The sequence below is a fragment of the Pseudonocardia sp. KRD291 genome (assembly GCF_019263595.1).
In the GTDB taxonomy this organism is placed as follows: Bacteria; Actinomycetota; Actinomycetes; order Mycobacteriales; family Pseudonocardiaceae; genus Pseudonocardia.
The window spans coordinates 1-18677 of sequence record NZ_JADQDD010000103.1 but is presented as its reverse complement, the minus strand read 5'-3'; the positions used below and the strand labels follow the sequence as shown (position 1 = coordinate 18677).

Annotated in this window: 16 protein-coding genes; 1 reads left to right on the top strand and 15 read right to left on the bottom strand. The window is 74.8% G+C overall.

The genetic code is table 11. The annotated features are described in order from the left end of the window. Positions 1-102 precede the first annotated feature (102 nt). The 5 genes from I4I78_RS16030 to I4I78_RS16010 all read right to left on the bottom strand — a co-directional run bounded on the left by I4I78_RS16030 (position 103) and on the right by I4I78_RS16010 (position 4917). Positions 103-990, bottom strand: coding sequence for a ScpA family protein (locus tag I4I78_RS16030; RefSeq protein ID WP_374225876.1), 888 nt, complete (start codon positions 988-990; stop codon positions 103-105). Continuing rightward, positions 987-1934, bottom strand: a complete 948-nt coding sequence (locus I4I78_RS16025) for a ParA family protein (RefSeq protein WP_218612127.1) — start codon at positions 1932-1934, stop codon at positions 987-989. Before I4I78_RS16025 ends, I4I78_RS16030 begins: the two co-directional genes overlap by 4 nt. A 186-nt stretch (positions 1935-2120) precedes the next feature. Continuing rightward, the gene (locus I4I78_RS16020) at positions 2121-2819 is read right to left on the bottom strand and encodes a DUF4097 family beta strand repeat-containing protein (protein WP_218612126.1); all 699 of its coding nucleotides are present in this window, start codon (positions 2817-2819) and stop codon (positions 2121-2123) included. 146 nt (positions 2820-2965) lie between these two features. Continuing rightward, a complete protein-coding gene (gene xerD / locus I4I78_RS16015) occupies positions 2966-3901 on the bottom strand; it encodes a site-specific tyrosine recombinase XerD (protein WP_218612125.1) in 936 nt (311 codons plus the stop codon). 23 nt (positions 3902-3924) lie between these two features. Further along, positions 3925-4917, bottom strand: a complete 993-nt coding sequence (locus I4I78_RS16010) for an LLM class F420-dependent oxidoreductase (RefSeq protein ID WP_218612124.1) — start codon at positions 4915-4917, stop codon at positions 3925-3927. Positions 4918-5035: 118 nt separating this feature from the next. Between I4I78_RS16010 and I4I78_RS33580 the strand changes: the two genes are divergently transcribed. After that, positions 5036-5971 carry a DUF1707 domain-containing protein gene (locus I4I78_RS33580; RefSeq protein ID WP_218612123.1) on the top strand — a complete coding sequence of 312 codons (936 nt, stop codon included), beginning with the start codon at positions 5036-5038 and terminating at the stop codon, positions 5969-5971. 81 nt (positions 5972-6052) lie between these two features. On the opposite strand, the gene I4I78_RS16000 is transcribed toward I4I78_RS33580, so the two are convergent. The 10 genes from I4I78_RS16000 to I4I78_RS15955 form a co-directional block, all read right to left on the bottom strand. Continuing rightward, positions 6053-6688, bottom strand: a complete 636-nt coding sequence (locus I4I78_RS16000) for an NUDIX hydrolase (RefSeq protein WP_308252148.1) — start codon at positions 6686-6688, stop codon at positions 6053-6055. Then, positions 6685-8484 carry a CTP synthase gene (locus I4I78_RS15995; RefSeq protein WP_218612122.1) on the bottom strand — a complete coding sequence of 600 codons (1800 nt, stop codon included), beginning with the start codon at positions 8482-8484 and terminating at the stop codon, positions 6685-6687. The genes I4I78_RS16000 and I4I78_RS15995 overlap by 4 nt, the downstream gene beginning before the upstream one ends. A 144-nt stretch (positions 8485-8628) precedes the next feature. Further along, positions 8629-9552, bottom strand: a complete 924-nt coding sequence (locus tag I4I78_RS15990; protein WP_218612121.1) for a copper transporter — start codon at positions 9550-9552, stop codon at positions 8629-8631. Next, positions 9553-10734 (bottom strand): putative cytokinetic ring protein SteA, encoded by a 1182-nt coding sequence (gene steA, locus I4I78_RS15985; RefSeq protein ID WP_218612120.1) that lies wholly within the window; start codon positions 10732-10734, stop codon positions 9553-9555. A gap of 102 nt (positions 10735-10836) precedes the next feature. Then, the gene (gene recN / locus I4I78_RS15980; RefSeq protein ID WP_218612119.1) at positions 10837-12678 is read right to left on the bottom strand and encodes a DNA repair protein RecN; all 1842 of its coding nucleotides are present in this window, start codon (positions 12676-12678) and stop codon (positions 10837-10839) included. 94 nt (positions 12679-12772) lie between these two features. After that, positions 12773-13747, bottom strand: coding sequence for an NAD kinase (locus I4I78_RS15975; protein ID WP_218612118.1), 975 nt, complete (start codon positions 13745-13747; stop codon positions 12773-12775). Continuing rightward, positions 13744-14589, bottom strand: coding sequence for a TlyA family RNA methyltransferase (locus I4I78_RS15970; protein WP_218612128.1), 846 nt, complete (start codon positions 14587-14589; stop codon positions 13744-13746). Before I4I78_RS15970 ends, I4I78_RS15975 begins: the two co-directional genes overlap by 4 nt. A 5-nt stretch (positions 14590-14594) precedes the next feature. Beyond that, a complete protein-coding gene (locus tag I4I78_RS15965; protein WP_218612131.1) occupies positions 14595-14837 on the bottom strand; it encodes a hypothetical protein in 243 nt (80 codons plus the stop codon). A 132-nt stretch (positions 14838-14969) separates the two neighbouring features. Further along, positions 14970-15983 (bottom strand): HAD hydrolase-like protein, encoded by a 1014-nt coding sequence (locus I4I78_RS15960; RefSeq protein WP_218612117.1) that lies wholly within the window; start codon positions 15981-15983, stop codon positions 14970-14972. Then, a complete protein-coding gene (locus I4I78_RS15955; protein ID WP_218612116.1) occupies positions 15980-17068 on the bottom strand; it encodes a hypothetical protein in 1089 nt (362 codons plus the stop codon). Before I4I78_RS15955 ends, I4I78_RS15960 begins: the two co-directional genes overlap by 4 nt. Between the last annotated feature and the right edge of the window lie 1609 nt (positions 17069-18677).

The following is an 18677-nucleotide window of genomic DNA, read 5'->3' as shown; positions in this document are numbered from 1 at the left end:
GGCTCCTCGGTCGCGAGGTGCGCGTGCGGGCTGCGCGGGACCGTCCGTCCGATCAGCCGGTCCAGGTCGGTGAACTCGGGGTGCCCCCCGCCCCCGGGCTTCTCAGTCATCCGCGAACGGCTCCCCGCCATCGACGTCCGCGTCGGATTCCGCGGCGACGGAGTCGGCGACCGGGTCGTCGTCGCGGTCCGCGGTCCAGGTGACCATCAGCTCGCCGAAGGGCTCCGGCTGGTCCAGGGCGACGCTGCGCTCCCGGTAGAGCTCGAGCAGGCCCATGAACCGCGCGATCACCTCGATCGGCGCCACGCAGTCCGCGGTCAGGGTCGCGAACGTGGCCGAGCCCAGCTCCGCGAGACGCTCCCGCATCAGCGCGGTGTGCTCGGGCACCGAGACGCTCGAGCCGTGCAGGTGCTCGAGCCCGACCGTCTCCGGCACCCTCGGCCGGAACACCGTGGCCGCGAGCTCGGCGAACGCGTGGGCGTCCATCCCGAGCAGGACCTCCGGTAGCAGCTCGGCGTAGCGGTCCTCGAGCGCGACCGAGCGCGGGAACCGGCGCATCGCCCCGGCCTCGAGCTCGACGAACAGCGTCGCGGCCTCCTTGTAGGCGCGGTACTGCAGCAGCCGGGCGAAGAGCAGGTCACGGGCCTCGAGCAGGGCCAGGTCCTCCTCGTCCTCGACGTCGGCGCCGGGCACCAGGCGGGCGGCCTTGAGGTCGAGCAGGGTCGCCGCGACGACGAGGAACTCGGTCGTCTCGTCCAGGTCGGCGTCGTCGCCGAGCGCGGTGAGGTGGGCGATGAAGTCGTCGGTGACCTTGTGCAGCGCCATCTCGGTGAGGTCGAGCTCGTGCTTGCCGATCAGCTGCAGCAGCAGGTCGAACGGGCCCTCGAAGTTGACCAGCCGCACCGTGAAGCGGCGCGTCCGCGACGACGCGACGTCCGCGTCGTCCAGGCTCTCGGGGCCTCCCCCGGGCCCGTCGGCGAGCAGCGTCACCGGGCGATGACCTCGCGGGCCAGCATCCGGTAGGCCTCCGCGCCGTTGGAGCTCGGTGCCCACGTGGTGATCGGCTCGCCGGCGACGGTCGTCTCCGGGAACTTGATCGTCCGGTTGATCACGGCCTCGAACACCAGGTCACCGAACGCCTCGACGACGCGGTCGTGCACCTCCTTGGTGTGCAGCGTCCGCTGGTCGAACATGGTGGCGAGGATGCCGAGCAACTGCAGGTCCGGGTTCAGCCGGTCCTGGACCTTGTCGATCGTGTCCATCAGCAGCGCCACCCCGCGCAGGCTGAAGAACTCGCACGCCAGCGGGATCAGCACGGCGTCGGCGCAGGCCAGCGCGTTGATCGTGAGCAGGCCGAGCGAGGGCTGGCAGTCGATCAGGATGATGTCGTAGTCGGACAGCGTGCGCTTGAGGGCGCGGCCCAGCGCCTGCTCCCGCCCGACCTCGGTGACGAGCTGGACCTCGGCCGCGGACAGGTCGATGTTGCTGGGCAGCAGGTCCATGTTCTCGACCCCGCTCGGGCGGATGACGTCGTCGGCCTCGACGCCCTTCTCCATCAGCAGGTTGTAGATCGTCGAGTCGAGCTCGTGGGCCTGCACGCCGAGGCCGACCGAGAGCGCACCCTGCGGGTCGAAGTCCACCAGCAGCACCTTGCGGCCGTACTCGGCCAACGCGGCGCCCAGGTTGATCGTGGACGTGGTCTTGCCGACGCCGCCCTTCTGGTTCGCCACCGCGATCACGCGGGCGGGTCCGTGGCTGGTCAGCGGGGTGGGTTCGGGAGCGCTCAACCGATGTCTTCCTCTCCCCGGCGTCGTCTGGTCGGCGCCGGCTGCGCCGTCCGCGGCGGCCGCCTCGGAGCCGTCCGCGGCGGGACCGGCGGCGGCAGAGCCGGAGCCGTCGGTGTCCGCCGGTGGGGCGGGACGCGTCGGGTCCATACGGTCTCCGGTCTCCTCGTGGGGTGTCGTACCGGGTTCGATCCCGCCCCGCAATCTAGGAAACGCCCCCACGTGCAGCAACGCGCCTCGCCGTGCGCGCGGCGAACTGTTCGAACACGGTACCGGGACGGCCGAACACCCCGGCCCCGACCCCCGTTCGGAGCAGTGCCGCGGCCTGCGCCGGTGCTATCCGTTCGTGACGGACACGTTCCCGGTCGTGCTGCGGGCGGAGATCCGGTGGTCGGCGCCCGGGGTGTCGGCGACCTCGACCCGGCTGTTGCCGGTCTGCACCTGCGCCTGTACCTGGTAGACCGGCCCGACCGGCACCCGGACGTCGACGTTGCCGGTGCTCGCCTCGGCGTCGACGGTCGGTGGCGCGGCCGCGAATCGCAGCGAGACCTGCCCGGTCGTCGCGCGGGCCGTCACCGGGGAGGCGCCCAGACCCGTGCCGGTGACCCGTCCGGTCGTCGCGGTGAGGTCCTGCGCGCCGGTCAGGTCGTCGACGGCGACGTCGCCGGTGGTGACGCCGGTGCGGGTGGAGGTGGCGGCCGGGACCGTGACGACGAGGTCGGTCGTGCACCGGTCGTCGCCGTCCGGGCAGCGGGCGGTGATCGTCAGCGTGTCCCCGGACACCGACTGGGTGTACTCCGGCTTCGTCTCGCCGCTCCACCGCAGCGTGCGCTGGACCTGCGCCGAGCCGTCCGGTCCGGGGCGCACGCTGACCGAGCCGGTGTCGGCCTGGATCTCCACCCGGGACACCGCGCCGATGCCCTCGGTGGCGGACTCGGTCTGCGCCGGCTGCGGCGACCCGCACCCGGCGAGTGCCGCCGACGTGGCGAGCAGCACGGCGCCGACACCGAGCCGCCCCCGCGCGGACGAGACCATGCGGGACGACAGGGACAGGAGTGAACGCGGACGGTGCGGCATCGGTGTCAGACCGTAGCGGTGCCGCCCACCGGGCGGGACGTCGGTGTGCCGCACCGCCGGCCCGGCGCGAACCCGGCCCGGCGCGGTCGGGGGCCCGGCGGCACTCAGCCGCGGGCGCGGGGGTGCGCGGTCGCGTAGACCTCGCGCAGCGTGTCCACGGTGACGTGGGTGTAGATCTGCGTCGTGCTCACCGACGCGTGTCCGAGCAGTTCCTGTACCACCCGGACGTCGGCGCCGCCGGAGAGCAGGTGCGTGGCGAAGCAGTGCCGCAACGTGTGCGGGGAGACCACCGAGTCCAGGCCGGAGGCCTCGGCGGCTCCGCGCAGCACGTGCCAGGCGCTCTGCCGCGACAGTCGCGCCCCGCGGGCGTTGAGCAGCAGGGCCGGGCTGCCGGGCCCCTTCTGCGCCAGCGCCGGTCGGGCACGGACCAGGTAGGCGTCGACGGCGGCCAGCGCGGGCCGCCCGACCGGCACGATCCGCTGCTTGTTCCCCTTGCCCTGCACCAGGATCGTCCGGACGGCGGCGTCGAGGTCGTCGAGGTCGGCGCCGACGGCCTCGGAGATCCGGGCGCCGGTGGAGTAGAGCAGCTCGAGCAGCGCCCGGTCCCGCAGCGCGACCGGCCCGTCGCCGACGCAGCCGGCCAGCAGCTGCTCCACCTGGTCGACGGTCAGCGTCCGGGGCAGCCGCGACGGCAGCGACGGCGGCCGCACCCCGGCCGCGACGTCGACGCCGATCAGGCCCTCGGACGCGGCGAAGCGGTGCAGCCCGCGCACCGCGGCCAGCGCCCGCGCCGTCGACGACGCGGCCAGCGGCTGGTTGCCGGTGCGCAACGCGGTGACGAACGCCGAGACGTCGCCCTCCCGGACCGCGCCGAGGTCGTCGATCCCGGCCCCCGACAGGTGCTCGGCGTAACGGCCCAGGTCCAGGGCGTAGGAGCGCAGGGTGTTGGCCGCGCGGCCGCGCTCCACGGCGAGGTGGCCGAGGTAGGCCTCGACCACCGTCGCCGGCTCGGTGGAGCGCGCCGCCGCCCCTGCGTTCATGCGCGTCTCCGCAGGCTTCGCGCTCAGTCCTGCAGCGCCGGCGCGACCTCGCGCTCGAACAGCTCGATGCCCGACCGGTCGTAGGCGGCCTCCGGGAAGTACAGGATCGAGTAGGTCATGCCCTTCTTCTTCAGTGCGGTCAGGTTCTCCACGATCTGCTCCGGGGTGCCGCAGGCGGGCATCTTCCGGAACGCACCCAGCGCGCCCTCGGCCTTCTCCTCGCCCACCACCGGCGCCAGCCGCGCCTTCAGCGTCTGCAGCCGCTCCTCGACCTCGGCCTCGGTCGAGCCGATCGCGACGTTGTAGTTCGCCGAGCGGACGATGCGCTCGAAGTCGGTGCCGACGTCGCGGCAGTGCCCGGCCAGGATCTCGGACTTGTGCGCGAAGCCTTCCGGGGTGCCGTCGAAGTTGGTGTACTGCGCGTACTTCGCGGCGATCTTGAGCGTGACCTTCTCGCCGCCGCCGGCGATCCAGAGCGGGATACCGCCGGCCTGCAGCGGCTTCGGCGTCACGATCGCGTCGTCGACCTGGTAGTACTTGCCGTCCAGCGACGCCCGGCCCTGCGACCAGGCCTGCGCGAAGATCTGCACGCCCTCGTCGAGGCGCCCGAGGCGCTCCCCGGCGGACGGGAAGCCGTAGCCGTAGGCGCGCCACTCCTGCTCGTACCAGCCGCCGCCGATGCCCATCTCGACGCGACCCTTCGAGATGATGTCGCAGGTCGCGGCCACCTTCGCCAGGTAGGCCGGGTTGCGGTAGGCCATGCAGGTGCACATCTGTCCGAGGCGGACGCGCTCGGTGGCGGCGCCGAACGCGGCCATCAGGCTCCAGGCCTCGTGGCAGGCCTCCTCGGTGGGCTGCGGCACGGTGTGGAAGTGGTCGTAGACCCAGACCGACTCGAAGGTGCTGCCGCGGTCGGCGGCCTGGGCGATGTCCCGCATGGTGTCCCACTGCTCGGCCGGGTCGATCCCGACCAGGTCGAGTCGCCATCCCTGGGGCACGAAGAGTCCGAAGCGCATGCCGCCGACCCTATCCAGCACCCCCGACGGTCGCCGGGCACCGCACCCGTCCGTGCGGGGTGTCCGCGTGGGACCCGACGACGGCCGAGATCGCCCGGACCCGCGATACGGTCGGACCATGAGCAGCGGGCAGCCGGACGGGATCGGGTACGCGGAGCAGGAAGAGGCGGTCCGCGCCCTGTCCCAGCACTACACGGCGGGTCGGCTCGACGTCGACGAGTTCGACGAGCGGGTCCGGCGGGCGCGGGCGAGCAGCACCGGCGCCGAGCTGGGCGCAGTGTTCGCCGACCTGCCGGAACCCCGCCCGTCGGCCGTGGACCGGCCGGTCCCGCCCGGGGTCGACGACGCCACCCGCGCGACGGCGTCCGATCCCTCGACCGGCGGCCCGACCGTCGTCGGCTCCACCGAGGACACCGTCGCGACCCCGCAGTACCCGGGCGCGGCGGCGCAGTTCCCCGACAGCACACGGCAGTACCCCGCACCCGGGCAGCAGCCGGGCGGTCCGTACCCCGACCAGCAGTACTGGGGACCGCCGCCCCGTTTCGACACCAGCGGAACGCCGTACCCCGGCGCCTCCCCGTACCCCGGCGCTCAGTACCCCGGCCAGCAGTACCCCGGCCAGCAGTACCCGGACGGCCCGCACCCCGGTGGCCACGACCATTACGGCGCGCCGCAGTACGGAGGTCAGCCGTACGGGCCTCAGCAGTACGGTGCTCAGCCGTACGGGAACCAGCGGTACGCAGCCCCGTACCCGCCGCCCGGTGCCCCCTACGGGATGCCGCCCGGCGGCTACGACCCGGCCGCACCGTACGGCTGGGACCCGCTGACCGGACGGCCGTACTCGGACAAGCAGAAGATCGTCGCCGGGCTGCTGAGCATCTTCCTACCGTTCGGCGTCGGACGGTTCTACACCGGCCACGTCGGGATCGGCATCGCGCAGCTGCTGGTCACGTTCCTGACGTTCGGCATCGGCGCGATCTGGCCGTTCATCGACGGGATCATCGTCCTCGCCGGCTCCCCCACCGACCCCGAGGGCCGCCCGTTGCGACCCTGACCGGGTTCGACGGGTCACCGACCGGTACACCACGGTTGTTCGATCTTGCGATGACAGCCGTGGTGTACTGGTCGGCGTCGGTCAATCGCCGTCGCGACGCATGGCGAACCGGTCGGGCCGGTCCGGCCACGGCGCGTCGACCGGCCTCGGGTCGGCGTCACCGGCGCGCACCGCCTGGGTGGCCAGCACGCCGGACACCGACACCGCGTTCACGATCTCGCCGGTGAACACCATCTGCACGGCGTCGGCCAGCGGGACCCAGCGCAGCTCGAGATCGGCCTCCTCGTCGTCGCCCAGGTCCGGGCGCCCGACCTCGCTGACGTCACGGGCCAGGTAGACCCGCACCGACTCGTCCGAGAAGCCCGGCGAGGGCACGACGTCGAGCAGCACCGACCAGTCCTGCGCGGCCAGCCCGGCCTCCTCGGCCAGCTCGCGCCCGGCCGTCACCGACGGGTCCTCACCCGCCACGTCGAGCAACCCGGCCGGCAGCTCCCAGAGCCGTCGGCGCACCGCGTGCCGGTACTGGTGCAGCATCATCACCCGGCCGGAGTCGTCCAGGGCGACGATCGCGACCGCCCCCGGGTGCTCCAGGATCTCCCGGGTCGCGACCCGGCCACCGGGCATGACGACCCGGTCCGAGCGCAGCGCCATCACCCGGCCGGAGTAGATGTCGGTGGCCGAACGGACCGGGAAGTCGTGTTCTCCGGGCTTCGTCACCGCGAGCGGGCCTCCGTCGTCGTGTCCTGCTCCGCCTCGGCGGCGGGGCTCTCGGCTGCGGGGCTCTCGGGCTCGGCCGGGGCGCCGTTGTCGGGCGCCCGCCCGGTCCCGTTGGAACGTCCCCGCGCTGGCAGCTCCACCGGCAGCCGGTCCTCGGCCCGGTAGCGCAGCGCGGCCTTCACGAACGCCGCGAACAGCGGGTGCGGACGCGTCGGGCGGCTCTTGAGCTCGGGGTGCGCCTGGGTCCCGACGAAGAACGGGTGCGTCGCGGCCGGCAGCTCCACGAACTCGACGAGCGTGCCGTCCGGCGACGTGCCGAACACCAGCCCGGCGGCGCCGAGACGCTCGCGGTAGGCGTTGTTCACCTCGTAGCGGTGCCGGTGCCGCTCGGAGATCTCGCGGGTGCCGTAGGCGTTCGCGGCGACCGTGCCGCGCTCGAGCACGGCCGGGTAGGCGCCCAGGCGCATGGTGCCGCCCATGTCCCGCTCGCCGGCGACGACGTCGCGCTGCTCGGCCATCGTGGAGACGACCGGGTGCGGGGTGCCCGGGTCGAACTCGGTGGAGCTGGCGTCGCCGAGTCCGGCGACGTCGCGGGCCACCTCGATCACCATGCACTGCAGGCCCAGGCACAGACCGAGCGTCGGGATCCCCTGTGTGCGCGCGTGCCGGATCGCGCCGAGCTTGCCCTCGATGCCGCGGATGCCGAACCCGCCCGGGATCAGCACGGCGTCGACACCGTCGAGCGCCTCGGCCGCGCCGGCCGGGGTCTCGCAGGTGTCGGACTGCACCCACCGGATCGCGACCTTCGCGTGGTGGGCGAACCCGCCCGCGCGCAGTGCCTCGGTCACCGACAGGTAGGCGTCCGGCAGGTCGACGTACTTGCCGACGAGCGCGATCGTCGCCGTCTCGTGCGGGTGGTGGACGCGGTCGAGCAGGTCGCCCCAGACCGTCCAGTCGACGTCGCGGAACGGCAGCCCGAGCCGGCGCACGACGTAGGCGTCGAGGCCCTCGCGGTGCAGCACCTTCGGGATGTCGTAGATCGAGGGCGCGTCGGCGCAGGCCGCGACGCCGTCCAGCTCGACGTCGCACATCAGCGAGATCTTGCGCTTCATCCCGTCCGGGATGTCACGGTCGGCGCGCAGCACCAGCGCGTCGGGCTGGATGCCGATGTTGCGCAGCGCCGCGACCGAGTGCTGGGTGGGCTTGGTCTTGAGCTCCCCGGACGGCGCCAGGAACGGCACCAGCGACACGTGCAGGAAGAAGCAGTTGTCCCGGCCGACCTCGTGCCGGACCTGGCGGACGGCCTCGACGAACGGCAGCGACTCGATGTCGCCGATCGTGCCGCCGACCTCGGTGATCACGACGTCCGGCGCAATCCCCTCGGCGTCCGGCTCGCTCATCGCGAGGATCCGGTCCTTGATCTCGTTCGTGATGTGCGGGATGACCTGCACGGTGTCGCCCAGGTACTCGCCGCGGCGCTCCTTGGCGATCACCTCGGAGTAGACCTGGCCGGTCGTGACGTTGGCCCGGCCCTGCAGGTCCCGGTCGAGGAAGCGCTCGTAGTGGCCGACGTCGAGGTCGGTCTCCGCGCCGTCCTCGGTCACGAAGACCTCGCCGTGCTGGAACGGGTTCATCGTCCCGGGATCGACGTTGAGGTAGGGATCCAGCTTCTGCATCGTGACGCGGAGCCCGCGGGCGGTGAGAAGCTGCCCCAGGCTCGACGCGGTCAGGCCTTTACCCAGCGAGGATGCGACCCCGCCGGTGACGAACAGGTGACGGGTCGCGCGTGTCTGCACGGGTTTTCAGCCTACGCACACCAGCCCCACCCCCACGAGGTGGGGCCTCACCAACCCCGTCACACCTGCGCGTTGTGGAGCCTCGACGCGAATTTCCGGCCCCCGGTGGCGCGACAGGGCTCCACAACGCGCAGGAGGACGGGGTTACGGCTGGGGGGCGGGGGCTGCGGCGTCGCCTGCGGAGCCGTACTGGCCGGTGCCGCCTGCGGCCTGCTCGCGCAGGGCCAGGATCGTGGCGACGCGGCCGGTGCCGGTCTGCACGTCGTCCACCGTGGACAGGCCTCCGGCCGACGCCTTGTCGGCGCGCACGACGCCGATGGCGCCGGTCGCGTCCGCCGAGCCGGTCCGCCCGGCCAGGACGGCGCCGCCGCCGCGCCGGTCCAGCTCGGAGGCCAGACGGGCCGTCGTCGCGGCCGCGTCGGCGGCGTCGAGGCCCTGGGCCGCTCCCCCGGTGACGACGACGACCATCCCGGCCGGCGCCGCGGTGGCGCCGGGCTCGGCGAACCCGGCAGCGGACAGGCCCGCGAGCACGGCCTGCGCCTGCGTCGCGTTGGTCGCCGGGCCGTTCGGTGCGGTGAGCAGCGCGCTGCCGATCAGGCCGCCCGCGAGGCTGCCGGTGTCGGATGCGGCGGGCAGCTGCGCACCGGCCGGCAGCAGGCGGGACGCGAGCTCGCGGAGCTGGTCGGCCCGCGCCGGGTCGGTGACGGCGTCGGTCAGCCTCACCTGCCCGGCCACGGTGCCACCGGCCTGCCCGACGAGCCCAGAGACGGCCGCGACGTCGGCGGCGTCCCCGCCGAGCGAGACCAGCGTGACCGACTTCCCGGGCAGCGCGCCGCGCACCGCGGACGGCCCGACGCGGGCCGCGAACTCGTCGGCGGCGCGCTGCTGCGCGGCCAGGTCGTCGCGTTGCGCGCGCAGCTGCGTGACCTGCCCGGCGAGGTCGTCACGCTCGGTGGACACCGCCGAGACCAGACGGTCGGACAACCCGGTCGAGCCGAGCACGACGCCGATCGCGAGCGCCAGGAACACCGCGCCGATGGACAGCGCGTGGTACCGCATCGAGATCACTCAGAACCAACCCTTGACCGTGTCGAGGAGCTGCTGGAACGACTGCACGACCCAGGCGAGCACCGCGTCGCCGGCCCCGGAGACCAGCAGCGCGACGACCACCGCGACGATCGCCGCCAGCACCAGCAGCAGCAGCGGGCCGAACGACATCCGGCTGCGGTACATCGCGGCGATCATGGTGCCGTCGACGACACCACCGCCGGTCTGCAACCGGGTCAGGAACGTCGAGGCGTTGCTGCCCGAGCGGCCGCGGTCGAGGAACTCGGCCATCGAGGCGGACAGCCCCACCGTCACCGTCATCTGCGCACCGTGGTGGTGTGCCAGCAGCAACGCCAGGTCCTCCGGGTTGGCCATCGACGGGAACGTCACCGCGCTGGCGCCGAGGTCCTGCACCCGGTGCAGGCCCGGCGCGTGGCCGTCCGCGAACGCCGGGACGACGACGTCGGCGCCACTCATCAGGGCCTCGGTGGACACTTCGGAGGGGTCGGACAGGATCAGGTCGGGCTTGTACTTCGCGGCCATCAACGCGTCCGCGCCCGCGCCGACACCGATCAGCACCGGCCGGTACTCGCGGATGAACGGGCGCAGGCTGCGCAGCACCGCGACGTGGTCGTACCCGGGCGCGACGACGACCACCTGGCGCCCGGCGAGCTCGACGTCGACGTCCGGGACGCCGAAGCCGTCGAGCAGCAGAGACCGCTCCCGGCGCATGAACTCGATGGTGTTCGCGGCGAACGCCTCGAGCTGGTGGGTCAGGCCCGACTTGGCCTCGGCGAGCGCGTCGGCGACCGAGTCCTCGGTCTGCACCCGGCCCTCGCCGAGCGGCTGCTCACCGGAGTACAGCACGCCGTCGTGCAGGCGGACCTTCACCCCGTCGCGCACCGCGCGCAGCAGCTCGGACCCGGCGTCGTCGACGAGCGGGATCCCGGCCGTGACCAGGATCTGCGGGCCCAGGTTCGGGAACCGACCGGAGATCGACGGCGCGGCGTTGACGACGGCCGCGACCTCGGCGTTGACCAGCGCGTCCGCGGTGGCCCGGTCGAGGTCGATCTGGTCCAGGACGGCGATGTCGCCGGGTCGCAACCGGCGCAGCAGGGCCTCGGTGCGCCGGTCCGCGCGCGCGGGACCGGTCAGGCCGGGCAGCTCGGGTCGCGAGCGGTGCAGCAGACCGGACAGCTTCATGCACGCACTGTGACACCTGGTGCGGATGTGACGGTGCAGGCACGCCGCACCGTCACCGCGACTTCACCCCGTGCGGGTACCCGCACGCCGGGGGCCCGTGGGTCAGCGCTTGCGGGCCCCGCCGGTGCGCTTGCGACGGCCGGAACCCGGCTGCTCCCCCTCACGGCGCGCGGCGTCGGCGGCGCGGTCGGACTCGCGGTGCGACGACGCCGCGGCGAGCAGCTCCTCGGCGTGCGCCCGCCCCGTGTCGGTCTCGTCCAACCCGGCCAGCATCCGGGCGAGCTCGCCGATCCGGTCGCCCTCGGCGAGGCGCCGCACGCTGGACCGGGTCACCGCCGCGGTGCCGGACCCCGTCCCGTCTGCGCTGCCCTTCTGCACGACCAGATGCCGGTCGGCGTACGCGGCGACCTGCGGCAGGTGCGTCACCACGATCACCTGGTGCCGGGCCGCGAGACGGGCCAGCCTGCGCCCGATCTCGACCGCCGCGCGGCCCCCGACGCCGGCGTCGACCTCGTCGAACACCATGGTCGGCACCGGATCCGCCCCGGCCAGGGCCACCTCCAGCGCGAGCATGACCCGGGAGAGCTCACCGCCGGAGGCGCCCTTGTGCAGCGGCTGGGCCGACGAGCCCGCATGCGGGACGAGCCGCAGCTCGACCTCGTCCACCCCGCTCGAGCCGGCGTGGCAGGCCCGGCCGTCGACGGTCAGCGCGTGCTGTTCGCCCTCGCCCGCCGGGCGCCGCGCCACCCCGACCCGCAGGCTCGCGTCCTGCATCGCCAGCCCGGCCAGCTCCGCGGTGGTCGCCTCACCGAGCCGGACCGATGCGGCCGAGCGCGCGGTGGAGAGCTCCTCGGCGTGTCCGGCCAGGTCGGCGGCCAGCGCGTCCCGGCGGGCGGCCAGCGCGGCCAGCGCCTCGTCCGAGGTGTCGAGCCCGGACAGGCGTTCGCGGGCGTCCTTCGCCCACTCCAGGACGCCGTCGGTGTCCGCGGCGTACTTGCGGGTCAGCGCCTTGAGCTCGGCCTGGCGGGCGAGCAGCCCGGCCAGCCGTTCCGGGTCCGCGTCCAGGCGGTCCAGGTAGCCGCCCAGCTCGGCGGCCACGTCGCCGAGCACGGCGAGCGCCTCACCGAGGCGGGAGTCCAGCGCCTCGAGCTCACCGTCGCCGGAGGCACCGACCAGGTTGCGCGCCTCCCCGCAGAGCCCGAGCGCACCGGGGCTGTCCCCGTCCTCGGAGCCGCCGAGCGCGAGCCGCGCCGCCTCGGCCGCGGCCCGCAGGTCGTCGGCCGCGGCCAGGCGCCGGGCCTGCTCGACCAGCTCCCGGTCCTCGCCGGGCTGCGGGGCCACCGACTCGATCTCGGCGAGGCCGTGCCGGAGCATGTCGGCCTCCTGCGCGAGCCGGCGCGCCCCGTCGCGGCGCTCGGTCAGCTCGGCGCCGACCTCGAGCCACTCGGTGCGGGTCTCGCGGTAGGCGGCCAGCGGCTTGGCCACCGCGTCGCCGGCGAAGCGGTCCAGCAGCGCCCGCTGGTCGGCCGGGCGCAGCAGCCGCAGCTGGTCGTTCTGCCCGTGCACGGCCAGCTGGGCCTCGGCGAGACGGCCGAGCACCCCGATCGGAACCGACCGCCCGCCCAGGTGCGCGCGCGACCGGCCGTCGGAGGAGACGGTGCGCGCGGCGATCAGCGTGCCGTCCTCGTCCGCCTCGGCGCCGACCTCCTCGGCCAGCTCGAGCGCCGCGTTCGACGCCGTGAACCGCCCTTCGACCATCGCCCGCTTGGCGCCCTCGGACACCCGGGACGACTCCGCGCGCCCGCCGCCGAGCAGGGACAGCCCGGTGACCACCATCGTCTTGCCCGCGCCGGTCTCACCGGTGAGCACGGTCAGCCCCGGGTCCAGCTCCAGGGTGGCGTCGTCGATCACCCCGAGCCCCTGGATGCGCATCTCGGCCAGCATGGCCCGCACGATACGGCGGAGGCCCGACAACGAACGCCGGACACACCGATCCGGATAGAACATTCGTTCGCACGCAGGGGTGAACGGTCGGTGTTCAGCGGCCGGGTGCGTCCCCGGTCCGGTCGCGGCCGGGCTCCGAGCCGTTGCGCCGCTCGTCGCCGCCGGAGCGGGGCGCGCCCCGCCAGCCCCGCACCGGCAGGTCGAACTTGCGCACCAGCCGGTCCGCGAACGGCTGCGCGGCCAGGCGCACCATCCGCACCGGGTCGGCGGCGCGGGAGAGCTCCACCCGCGCGCCCGGCGGGACCGAGATCGTCCGACGGCCGTCGCAGTCCAACACGGCGGACGGGCCGTCGGCCGACACCTCGATCGCCACCGAGCTGTCCGGGGCGATCACCATCGGGCGGGCGAACAGCGCATGCGCGTTGCTCGGCACCACCAGCAACGCCTGCACCTGCGGCCACACCAGCGGGCCACCGGCGGAGAACGCGTAGGCGGTGGAGCCGGTCGGGGTGGAGCAGATCACGCCGTCGCAGCCGAAGCCCGACACCGGGCGTCCGTCGACCTCGAGCACGACCTCCAGGATCCGGCCGCGGGTGGTCTTCTCCACGACGGCCTCGTTCAGTGCCCAGGTGTGCCCGAGCACCGAGCCGTTGGACCGGACGACCGCGTCCAGGGTCATCCGTTCCTCGACCGAGTACTCGCCGCGCACCAGCGCCTGCAACGCCTCGTCGAGGGACTCCTCCTCGGCCTCGGCCAGGAAACCGACGTGCCCGAGGTTCACCCCGAGCAGCGGCACGCTGGCCGAGCGGGCCAGGTCGGCGGCGCGCAGCAACGTGCCGTCGCCGCCGAGGACCAGCACGGCCTCGGCGTCGCGCGCGCAGTCCGCCGTGCCGGCCACGGGTACCGGAGCCAGGTCGACGGGCAGCCCGGGGTCGGTCCCGACCTCGGACCACTCCTCGGCGAGCACCCGCGTCCGGATCCGGTGCTCGGCCAGTGACCGGACCACCCTGATCGCGGTCGCCCGGTTCGCCGCCCGGCCCGCGTGCAGGACCAGCAGCATCTCCCTCATGCGGGCCCGTCCGCGACGGCGGCCGCCAGCATCCCCGCGACGTCGCCCGCCGCCGGCTCCCCGGAGTCGCCGGTCGCCGGCCTCTCCGTGTTCCCCATCGGGCGGTGCAGGTGCAGGAAGTACTCGACGTTGCCGGAGGGCCCGGGCAGTGGGCTCGCCGTCGCGCCCCGCACGGCCAGGCCCAGCGCCGCGGCGGCCTCCGCCACCCCGGCGAGTGCGTCGCGGCGCAGGCCCGGGTCGCGCACGACCCCGCCGGAGCCCAGGCGGGCCTTGCCGACCTCGAACTGCGGCTTGACCATCGGCAGCAGGGTGCCGCCGGGGCCGGTGCACGCGGCGAGCGCCGGGAGCACGGTGCGCAGCGAGATGAACGACAGGTCGGCGACGGTCAGGTCCACCGTCCCGCCGATCTCGTCGGGGGTCAGGGCCCGCACGTTGGTGCGGTCGTGGACGCGGACCCGGTCGTCGGAGCGCAGCCGCCACACGAGCTGGCCGTACCCGACGTCGGCGGCGACGACCTCGCGGGCACCGCGGGTGAGCAGCACGTCGGTGAAGCCGCCGGTCGACGCGCCGGCGTCGAGACACCGGAGCCCGTCCACCGCGACGTCGCCGAAGCTCTCCAGCGCGCCGAGCAGCTTCTTCGCCCCGCGCGAGGCCCACTCGGGCTCGGCGTCGTCGGCGCGCACGAGCACCGGGGTGTCCCGGTCGACGACGGTCGCCGGTTTCGCGGCGGGCATCCCGTTCACCGTGACGCGACCGGCGGAGATCAGCTCCGCGGCCTGCCCACGGGAGCGGGCGAGCTTGCGACGGACGAGCTCGGCGTCCAGGCGGGCGCGGGTGACCACCCGGCTCACGCCCGTTCCGACCCTGCCGTCAGGGCCTCCCCGAGCGCGGCGTGCACACGCTCGAACACGGCCACGTGCTCACCGACCGGACGTTCCGCCAGACCGTCCAGATCCGCCATCGCCGCGTCGACCCCTGCGCGCAGCGACGCGATCGGGCGCTGCGGCGCGGGCCGCGGGTCGCCGGGGCGCGGCGCGGCACCGGCGTGGCGGACGTCGGACGGTCCGTCGGGGGGTGTGGTGCTGGTCATCGAGGCTCCGGTCGCGGGGGACGATCCTGGCGTCCACGGTATCCGAGGTGGGCAGGCCGGGGCCGCGCGGCGCGTCCGGACGCCGGGTCCGACGCCCGACGTGGCCGCGGCCGACCGCCGCGGCCCGCCACATCAGAGCAGGCCGAGTGCCCGCAGTGCCGAGCCCGCGGGGTCGCCGTCGCCGCGGACGGTCACCGGCGCCCCCTCCGGGTCGGCGTGATCCCATACGGCGGGGCACAGGACCCGCAGGGCGCCGAGCTCCGGCTCGGGGCCGGCGCCTGTACCGGAGAGCACGACGGTGTCCCCGTCCCGCTCGACGTGCCACCCCTCGCCCCGGCCGGGGACGAGGTCGTCCGCGGGCTGGACCAGGGCGGCGAGGTCGGCCCCGATGTAGGTGGGGCGCTGGTTCCGCGGCGCCGCCAGCAGGTCGCGCGCGGTGCTCACGCCGGTCAGCACGAACAGCGTCGCCGCGCCGATCGCGTTGCCGCCCTCGATGTCGGTGTCGAGCCGGTCCCCGATCACCAGTGGCCGTGTCGACGACGCGGTGTCGCGCGCCTCCTGCAGCAACCGCGCGGCCGGCTTGCCCGCGACCTGCGGCTCGGCGCCGGTGGCGATCCGCACGACCCCGACCATCGACCCGTTGCCGGGCATCGGCCCGCGCTCGGTCGGCAGGGTGGGGTCGATGTTCGTGGCCACCCACAGCGCGCCGGCGCGGACCGCGGCGGTGGCCTCGGCCAGCCGGCGCCATCCGGTGTCCGGCGAGTGCCCCTGCACGACCGCCACCGCGCCGTCCGCGGAGTCGACGACGGACAGGCCGACCGCCCGGACCTCATCGGCCAGCGCCTCGGTGCCCACGACCAGGACCGCGGCACCGGCGGGCAGCTGCTCGGCCAGCATCGCCGCCCCGGCCTGCGAGCTCGTCCGCACGTCCACGGTCCGGGCCGGGAAGCCCAGCTCGGCCAGGTGCCCGGCGACGTCGCCCGGGCTGCGTGAGGCGTTGTTCGTGACGTAGACCGTCGGAACCCCGCGCTCACCCGCGCCGAGGACGGCCGACACCGCGCCCGGGACCGCGTCCGCGCCCCGGTAGAGGGTGCCGTCGAGATCGGCGAGCAGGACGTCGTGCCGGCCGAGCAGGTCGTCGCTCATCGCCCGTCTCCGTCCTCGTCCCCGGTCTCGACCGGCACGGGTGCGACGCCGAGCACCTCCCCGACCGGCGGGTCCTCGGAGCCGTCGGCCCCCTCCTCGCGTGTACTGGACGGGACAGCGTCGACGTCGGCCGCGGTCGACTCCGCGGTGTCGTCGACAGCGACGTCGGGGTCGTCCTCCGAACCCGACGGGTCGCCTTCCATTGCGGTCGCGCCGGCCGCGTCCACGGGGGCGGCCCCCGCGGTGTCCACCTCTCCGGTGTCGGCCTCCGCGGTATCGACCTCTCCGGTGTGGACCTCCGCGGTGTCGGCCTCCGGGCTCCCGGCGTCGTCGACCGGGTGCCGCACCGCCGTCTCGGCGACCGGGGTGTCCTCCACTCCGAACGTCAGACCGTCGTCGCCGGAGCCGGGCAGCTCGTCGCCGGTCAGCTCGGCGATCCGGGCCGCGGCGTCGGTCTCGTCCGCGGTGTCGGCGTCGTGGGCGTGCACGAACCACTGGACCGCCTCCGCCCGGCGACCGACGGCGAGCAGGTTGTCGGCGTAGGCGTAGAACAGCCGGGGGCTCCACGGGTCGCGCCTGCTCGGCTCCAGGTCGGCCACCTGCAGCCCGACCACGGCTGCCTCCAGCTCGCCCATGTCACGACGGGCGCCCGCGGCCACGATGAGCAGCTCGATCCGCTCGTCCTCGGCGAGATCCCGGACCTCCGGGCCGCGGGTGAGCTCCAGCGCCCGCTCCGGACGTCCGAGCGCACGCTCGATGTCGGCCATGACCGGGACGTGCCCGGCACCGCCACCCATCCGGCGGGCCGCGCGGAACTCGCCGAGCGCCTCGTTCCACTCCCCCGCGTGGTAGGCGACGATGCCCGCGGTCTCGCGCACCACGGCGATCCGCGACGCGCGACGGCGGGCGTAGCGGGCGTGCAGCAGCGCCCGCTCCGGGTCCTCGTCGACGAGCAGACCGGCCACGACCAGGTGCCGCGCGACCTTCTCCGCCGTCTCCTTCTGCAGACCGCGCAGGTCCCGCCGGACGTCGGTGTCGAGGTCGGCCGGTGTCACCGAGTCCGGCAGTGCCGGCTCGGGAACCATCGTCTGCTCGGCCGCCGACGGGACCCGGCGGGGACGCGAGTCCCTGCTGTCCGGGCGGCTGTCGGTCCGCTCCCGCCGATCGGACGGGGCACCACGGCGGTCCGGCCGGTCCGGACGGGCCGCCGGTCGGTCCGAGCGGTCGAACCGGGCCGGGCGGTCCGGACGGTCACCGGAGGGGCGACGCTCACGGCTCTCCCCCGACGGGCGGCCCTCCGGCCGGTCGCGACGTTCCGGGCGGTCGTGCCGCTCGGCGGCCGCGGGGCGGTCCGGACGGGATGCGGTGCGATCCGACGGTCGTCCGCGGTCGCCGACCGCACCGCGGTCGCGGTCCGACGGACCCGAAGGTCGTCGCGCATCCCCGGCTCCCGCATCAGGACTGCTGTCACGGCCGCTGTCACGACTGCTGAACCGGTCGCCGCCGCGGCGGTCGTCCCGGTCGGTTCCCCGTGCCGGCCGGCGGTCGTCCGATCGGCTCGGCCCGCTCCCCGTCGACGCTCCGTCGCGGTGACGCGGGCGGTCGTCGTCGCGACGGGGCCTGTCGTCGCGACGGGCCCCGTCGTCGCGACGGCCACTGTTGCCGTCCCGCCCACGGTCCTGCGACGGACGGTCGTCACGCCTGCGGTCGCCGCGGGCTCCGTCGGTCCGCTCCCGACCACCGGGACCGTCGCGACGCTCGGGGCGGTCGCGGTCCGTGCGCGGCGCGCCCGATCCCTCGGAGCGGGCGAAGCCACCACGGCGCTCGCCCCCGCGGTCCGACCGGTCGTCGTCGCGACGGGTCTCCGGGCGCCGGTCACTCCATCGACGTGCACCGTCTCCGCTGTCGTTGCGCCGGTCGGGCCCGCGGTCCGCGGAGCCCCGGGACGCGCCGCCCTCGGTCCGCCCGCGGTCCTGCCACGAAGAGCGACCGCCGCGGTCCGCGCTCGGACGACGGTGGCCCCGGTCGTCTCCGGGACGCGAGGACGGCCTGCGGTCGCCGCCGCGGTCCGGCGCGCCACCACGGCCACGGTCACCGTCCGACGAGCGACGGTCGTGCGAGTTCCCGCCCGTGTCGCGCCGCGGCCCGTATCCGGGACGAGCTCCGTCGCGGCCACCGCCGGCACCCTGCGAGGAACCGCCACGAGGGCCGGCGCCCGAGCCGGGCCCGGTTCGGGCCCCGTCGCGGGAACCCCCGCGGTCCGCCCGGTCGTCGCGCCCTCCGGTGCCACCGCGACCCGGCGAGCGCTGCGCACGGTCACCCGAACCCGACCAACCGGTGCCGCTCCGCCCGTCGCCGCGGCCCGAACCCGGGCTCGAGTGCCGGTCCTGGCCGCCGCGGCGGTCGGTACCCGACCGATCGGAACGGGACTGATCGGTACGAGGCCGGTCGGTACGCGGCCGATCGCTACGCGGCCGGTCGGCACCGGGTCGGTCGTCGCGCCCTCCCCGACCGTTCTCGCGCCGCGGACGGCTGTTGTCGGGTCCATCCGCATCCGTCACATCACCAGAGTACAAAGGTCCACCGACACTTCCGTCACGCGGCGGAACGGCTCCGCCGGGCCGTCGCACGAGATCACGTACGACAAAAAAGAGAGGGGTCCGTCCGGATTACTCCGCACGGACCCCTCTCATA